Origin of the sequence: Micromonospora sp. NPDC049089 (assembly GCF_040648775.1) — a bacterium.
In the GTDB taxonomy this organism is placed as follows: Bacteria; Actinomycetota; Actinomycetes; order Mycobacteriales; family Micromonosporaceae; genus Micromonospora.
Map to the genome: position 1 here is coordinate 1 of NZ_JBEZEH010000315.1, position 5,228 is coordinate 5,228.

General features: G+C 70.8%; 5 protein-coding genes. 2 read left to right on the forward strand and 3 right to left on the reverse strand.

Annotation, left to right across the window (positions count from 1 at the left end; all coding sequences use genetic code 11):
* Positions 1 to 27 precede the first annotated feature (27 nt).
* Both AB0B48_RS31800 and AB0B48_RS31805 read right to left on the reverse strand, forming a co-directional pair.
* Positions 28 to 1,467, reverse strand: a complete 1,440-nt coding sequence (locus tag AB0B48_RS31800) for an MFS transporter (protein WP_357208079.1) — start codon at positions 1,465 to 1,467, stop codon at positions 28 to 30.
* Between the two features lie 85 nt (positions 1,468 to 1,552).
* Complete coding sequence (locus AB0B48_RS31805; protein ID WP_124823326.1) at positions 1,553 to 1,789, reverse strand: hypothetical protein; 237 nt, start codon at positions 1,787 to 1,789, stop codon at positions 1,553 to 1,555.
* 147 nt (positions 1,790 to 1,936) lie between these two features.
* Between AB0B48_RS31805 and AB0B48_RS31810 the strand changes: the two genes are divergently transcribed.
* Together AB0B48_RS31810 and AB0B48_RS31815 are read left to right on the forward strand one after the other, a co-directional pair.
* The gene (locus tag AB0B48_RS31810; protein ID WP_357208082.1) at positions 1,937 to 3,097 is read left to right on the forward strand and encodes a geranylgeranyl reductase family protein; all 1,161 of its coding nucleotides are present in this window, start codon (positions 1,937 to 1,939) and stop codon (positions 3,095 to 3,097) included.
* 84 nt (positions 3,098 to 3,181) lie between these two features.
* The gene (locus AB0B48_RS31815; protein ID WP_355010277.1) at positions 3,182 to 3,355 is read left to right on the forward strand and encodes a hypothetical protein; all 174 of its coding nucleotides are present in this window, start codon (positions 3,182 to 3,184) and stop codon (positions 3,353 to 3,355) included.
* 57 nt (positions 3,356 to 3,412) lie between these two features.
* Here the strand turns inward: AB0B48_RS31815 and AB0B48_RS31820 are convergent, their stop codons facing one another.
* On the reverse strand, positions 3,413 to 5,134 hold the full coding sequence (locus tag AB0B48_RS31820; protein ID WP_357208086.1) for a 5'-nucleotidase C-terminal domain-containing protein: 1,722 nt from the start codon (positions 5,132 to 5,134) through the stop codon (positions 3,413 to 3,415).
* Between the last annotated feature and the right edge of the window lie 94 nt (positions 5,135 to 5,228).

Genomic DNA, 5,228 nt, shown 5'->3' on the forward strand with positions numbered 1-5,228 from the left:
GGGGTGCCGGCCAGCGGCGTACACCGGTCAGTTCTTGTGGTTGTGGGTGCGCCGGATATCGATCAGCGCAGCGATCAACGCGAGGGCGATGATGCCGGTGGCGAGCATGAGGGACTGTTCGAAGGCGTCGGTCCAGTCCCCGCGGCTGTCGGCCAACGTGGAGAAGAACAGCGAGCCGACGGCGGCGATGCCGGCGGCGGCGCCGATCCGCTGGCCGGTCTGGAGCATGCCGGCGCCGCTGCCCGACTGCTCGACGGGCACCTCGGAGAGGGTGATCGTCTGGTTGGGGGCGATCACGAGCCCGCTGCCGATGCCGGCGACGAGCAGTGGGCCGGCGGTGACCCAGGGCGCCGGGGCGTCCGGGAAGAGGCGCAGTGCGATCACCGTGGCGGCCAGTCCGACCACCACGGTGAGCAGTCCGATGGCGACCAGTGGTCGGCCGAAGCGGTTGACGATGCGGCCACCGAGCACGGCGGCGGCCGCGGAGCCCAGGGCGAACGGGGTGATGGCCAGGCCGGCGACGAGGGCGCTGTAGCCGAGCCCCATCTGTAGGAACAGGGTGAAGATGAAGAAGATCGCGGTGAAACCCCCGAAGTAGACGAGGGCCAGGATCGAGCCCAGCGTGTACGACTGGAAGCTGAACAGTCGGAGGTCGAACAGGGGTTGATGGTGGCGTGCGTAGCGTCGTTCCCAGAGCCCGAAGGCGACCAGCACCGCCAGGCCAACCGGGATGAGGGCCCACTTCCACGGGGTCCGCCACTGCTGCTCCTGCACCAGTGGCAGCAGGACCAGGACGACGCCGACGCCGAGCAGCAGGACCCCGACGGGGTCGAGTCGACGCCAGCCGGGTTGACCGGTGGGGCGGCCGGGCAGCAACCGCCAGCCGAGGATCACCGCGAGGACACCGACGGGCACGTTGACGAAGAAGACCCAGCGCCAGCCGTGCTCCTCGCCGCCGACGGCGATGAGCAGCCCACCGAGCAGCGGCCCGACGGCGGTGGAGATGCCGATGGTGGCGCCGAGGATCCCGAACGGGCGGGCGCGTTCGGGGCCGCGGAACAGCTGCTGGATCAGCCCGATGACCTGCGGGTTGACGATGCCGGCGGCGGCGCCCTGCAACAGTCGGGCGATGACCAGCCAGGTCGGGGAGGTGGCGAGGCCGGCGAGCGCGCTGGTGATGGTGAACAGCGAGATGCCGAAGACGAAGGCGTTGCGCCGGCCACGGGCGTCGCCGAAGCGGCCGGCGGGCACCAGTGCCAGGCCGAAGGTGAGCGCGTACCCGGAGAGAATCCACTGCAGGTCGCTCGACGACGCGTGCAGCGCCCGGTCGATGGAGGGCACGGCCACGTTGACGATGCTCACGTCGAGCAGCGTCATGAAGGCGGCGACGAGTCCGACGCCGACGGCCTGCCAGCGCCGTCGGTTCTCGGCAGCGGTCACCGGCTGCGGCGTCTGCGCCGCGCTCATCGTGCCCCCCGTCGACCCTCGGTCACGCATGGTTGACCGCTACCCGGGTCTTCGGGGGGCGAACCGTGCCAGGTGGTTCCGCTGGTCACGCCATCTGGCGGGCGCAGAACCGGGGACCGAAGTCGAGGCCGGCCATCGGCGAGTCCTCGCGGTGCAGCAGGCCCTTCTCGGTGAGCAGGTGCAGAGGGCTGCCCACCTGCTCACCGGTGAGCCCGGATTCCTCGGCGATCAGGTCCGGGTAGGGCACCTGCCCGCGTGCCTCAAGGGTGGTGACCGCCTGGTACACCCGTTGCTCGGCCTCCGACAGTTGCACCTGCTGCATGGTTCCTCCTCTGCTCGTCCGCCACTACGGTGGCGGTTGCCGTGCGCGGGTTACCCCCTCGGTGCCCGAAGATGCACACCCGATCGGGCGGTCGTGCCGGTGGGCGGGTCCGGCGGGCGGGCCGGGGAGGTGCCCTAGGCTGCTTTCGTGATCGTTTGGGATCTCGTCGTCGTTGGCGCTGGCCCCGCAGGGCTGTCCGCGGCGCACGCCGCTGCCCGTGCTGGCGTCTCCACCCTTGTCGTCGAGCGAGCCGTACACCCGCGGTACAAGACCTGCGGCGGTGGCCTGATCGGCACCTCGCTGGCGGCCGTCCAGGATCGGATCGAGGTGCCCGCGCACGACCGGGTGGACCGGGTGACGTTCACCCGCGACGGCCGTCGGGAATTCACCCGCCGCAACGGCAGCCCGGTGGTGACGATGGTGCGCCGCGAGGAGTTCGACGACCGGCTGCGCGCGGCGGCGGTCGCCGCCGGCGCGCAGCTGCGGGAGCGGGTCGCGGTCCGCGCGATCGAGCAGGACCCCGAGGGGGTACGCCTGCGGCTGGCCGACGGTACGACGATCGCGGCTCGTGCCGTGATCGGGGCGGACGGCTCGTCGGGGGTGACCGGGCGGCACGTCGGGGTTCGGTACCGGCAGGTGGATCTGGGTCTGGAGTTGGAGATTCCGGTGCCGCCGGTCGAGCAGGAGCGGTGGCGGGGCCGGCTGCTGTTGGACTGGGGCGACATGCCGGGCTCGTACGCCTGGGTCTTTCCCAAGGGCGACCGGTTGACCGTCGGCGTGATCGCCGCGCGGGGGGCGGGGGAGGGGACCCGTGAGTACCTGCGGCGGTTCGTCGACCGGTTGGGTCTGACTGGGCTGCCGGCGGAGCACGACTCCGGTCATCTGACTCGTTGTCGGGCGGAGGATTCACCGTTGCGCAACGGCCGGGTGCTGGTAGTGGGGGATGCGGCGGGGTTGCTGGAGCCGTGGAGCCGGGAGGGCATCAGCTTCGCGTTGCGCTCAGGCGAGTTGGCCGGAGCTGCGGTCGCGGATGGCGACCTGGCCGGGTACGAGCGGACGGTGGCCGAGCGTCTGCTGCCGGAGATGCGGGCGGGTTTCCGGCTGCTCGACGTTTTCACCCGTCGCCCGGACGTGTTCCACGCCCTGTTGGCGACCCCTCCGGGCTGGCGGATGTTCGTGCAGTTCTGCCAGGGACGGGCGAGCTTCGACGAGATGCTGAGCCGCCGGTCGATCCGGGCGGCGCTCGCGGTGTTCGATCGGTTGTCCCATTCGTCGCGCCAGGCCACCACCGCTCACCCAGGATCCTAGGATGCCTTAGAGGGTGTGCGTCCGGCTACTGGTGTCGACCGGCGGGGCCGCCGGACAATCACAGCGGAGCAGGGGGAGGCGCTGATGACCGAGCAACAGTTCACCGACGACGAGTACGCGTTTCTGCGCCACGCGCGGTTCGGGGAGTTGCCGCCCGCCGTCCGTCCCGACGAGCGGGTGGCCCTGACCGAGACCGATCCCGGGCGCGACCGGCCGGAGGAGTCCGAGGACCCGATCCGCTGGAACGTGCAGGGCTGAGAACGCGCGACGGGCCGCGGGTGTCGCCACCCACGGCCCGTTCGTGATGCGCTGCGGTCAGAAGACGGGCACGCCCTCGCGTACCAGACGCCAGTTGGGCTGGAAGAAGTCGGCCGGGTCGATCGTCCCCCTGGCCTGCGCCCAGTCGATGAGCAGCTGACGGATCTCCTGCTGCGCGTTGTACACCTGGGTCTTCACGATGCCGGGGAAGTTGCCACCGCCGCTGCGCCGGTAGTTGTTCACCGCCACCACGAACTGCGCGTTGTCCGCCACCGGGGTGTCGCTGCCGGCCAGCACCAGCCGGGTGATCCGCTGCCCGACCGGCTTGGAGATGTCGATGTCGTAGTCCAGGCCGGAAAAGACGTCGTAGTTGTAGTCCGGCACCGCCGGGTCGTTGATCTGCTCCGGGTCGACCGGGGCGCCCGGCGCGACCGTCCGGAAGTACTTCGCCGAGTACTCCAGGTAGGCGCGCACCTCGGCGCCGCTGAGCACGACCGCCTCGAGGGTGTTGTCGTACACGTACAGGCCGGCCACGTCGCGGATCTTCACGTCGCCGGCGGGGAACACGGCGGTCCGGCTGAACGGGGCCGCGATCGACAGCACCGGCAGGTCCGCGTACGCCGTGCCGGCCAGCGCCGCGCCGACCACCTCGGTCTGCACATGGTTGATGAAGTCCAGGATCGGCGTGTCCTTGTACCGCGACTCCGCCGCCGACAACTCCACAGTGGACGTCGCGACGACCTGGTTGACGTACGCCACGGTCTTCTGGTGCTGCGCCCGCACGGCGGCGAGCACCTTCGGGTCCTCGACCACCGTGTTGGTGTTCAGCATGGTGGCGGCCTTCTTGGTGATCGCCCACCGGCCACGCTCGCGGGTGAGGGTGAAGTCCATCCGGGTGAGCCGCTGGCCCCACTTCGACGGCTCGGAGAGCAGCACCTGAGTGCCGGTGCGCTCGTTGGTCACGAACCGCTCGACCACCTCGTTGTGCGCGTGACCGAAGAGGATCGCGTCGATTCCCGGCACCTGCTGGGCGATCAGCGCCACCGGGTTCTCGTTCGGCAGCTCGGGGCCGTAGCTGGAGGTGCCGCTGTCACCGCCGTGCGCGGAGATCAGCACGAGGTCCGCGCCGCGGGCCCGCATGATCGGCACCCACTTCGCGGCGGTCGCGATCATGTCGTCGAAGCGCAGCTTGCCCTCGACGTTGCCCTTGTCCCAGATGGCCACACCGGGGTTGGTCAACCCGAGGATGCCGACCCGCAGGGTCGGCGCGGCGAAGCCGAGGGAGACCTTCTTGATGACGTACGGCAGGAAGGCCGGCTTGCCGGTCTTCGCGTTGACGGCGTTCGCGGCGAGCGCCGGGAAGCCGAGCTGACGGATCCACAGGTCCAGCAACGGCAGACCGTAGTTGAACTCGTGGTTGCCCAGGGTCACCGCGTCGTAGTCGATGACGTTCATGGCCCGTGCCATCGGGTGCTTCTCCCCGGTGGCGGTGATCGGCTCCTGCTTGGCGTAGTACGTCGCGAGGGGCGTGCCCTGGATCGTGTCGCCGGCGTCGAGCACCAGCGTCGCCTTGCCGCGCCGCTCCCGACGAATCTGGTTGATCAACGTCGCCAGCTTCGCCACGCCGATGTCGTTCTGCTTGCTGTCGTCGTACTCGGCGTCGCGGTAGTAGTCCCAGTTGTAGACGTTGCCGTGCGTGTCCGACGTGCCCAGGAGGGTGAGATCCCAGGTGCGCGGCCGGGCCGCGCCGGCCGCCTGCGCGGGCGCGGCGGCGATCAGCGGGGTGGTGGGCGCCGGGGGCCCGGGGGGCGCGGCGGGCCGCCGCCGGGGGCGGGGCGGGGCGCGGGGCGGGGGGAAGTGGGGGCGGTGCCAG

Bases quoted from the DNA above. Each gene is read 5' to 3' on its own strand.
- AB0B48_RS31800 (WP_357208079.1), bottom strand. From the start codon at position 1,467: ATGAGCGCGGCGCAGACGCCGCAGCCGGTGACCGCTGCCGAGAACCGA.
- AB0B48_RS31805 (WP_124823326.1), bottom strand. From the start codon at position 1,789: ATGCAGCAGGTGCAACTGTCGGAGGCCGAGCAACGGGTGTACCAGGCG.
- AB0B48_RS31815 (WP_355010277.1), top strand. From the start codon at position 3,182: ATGACCGAGCAACAGTTCACCGACGACGAGTACGCGTTTCTGCGCCAC.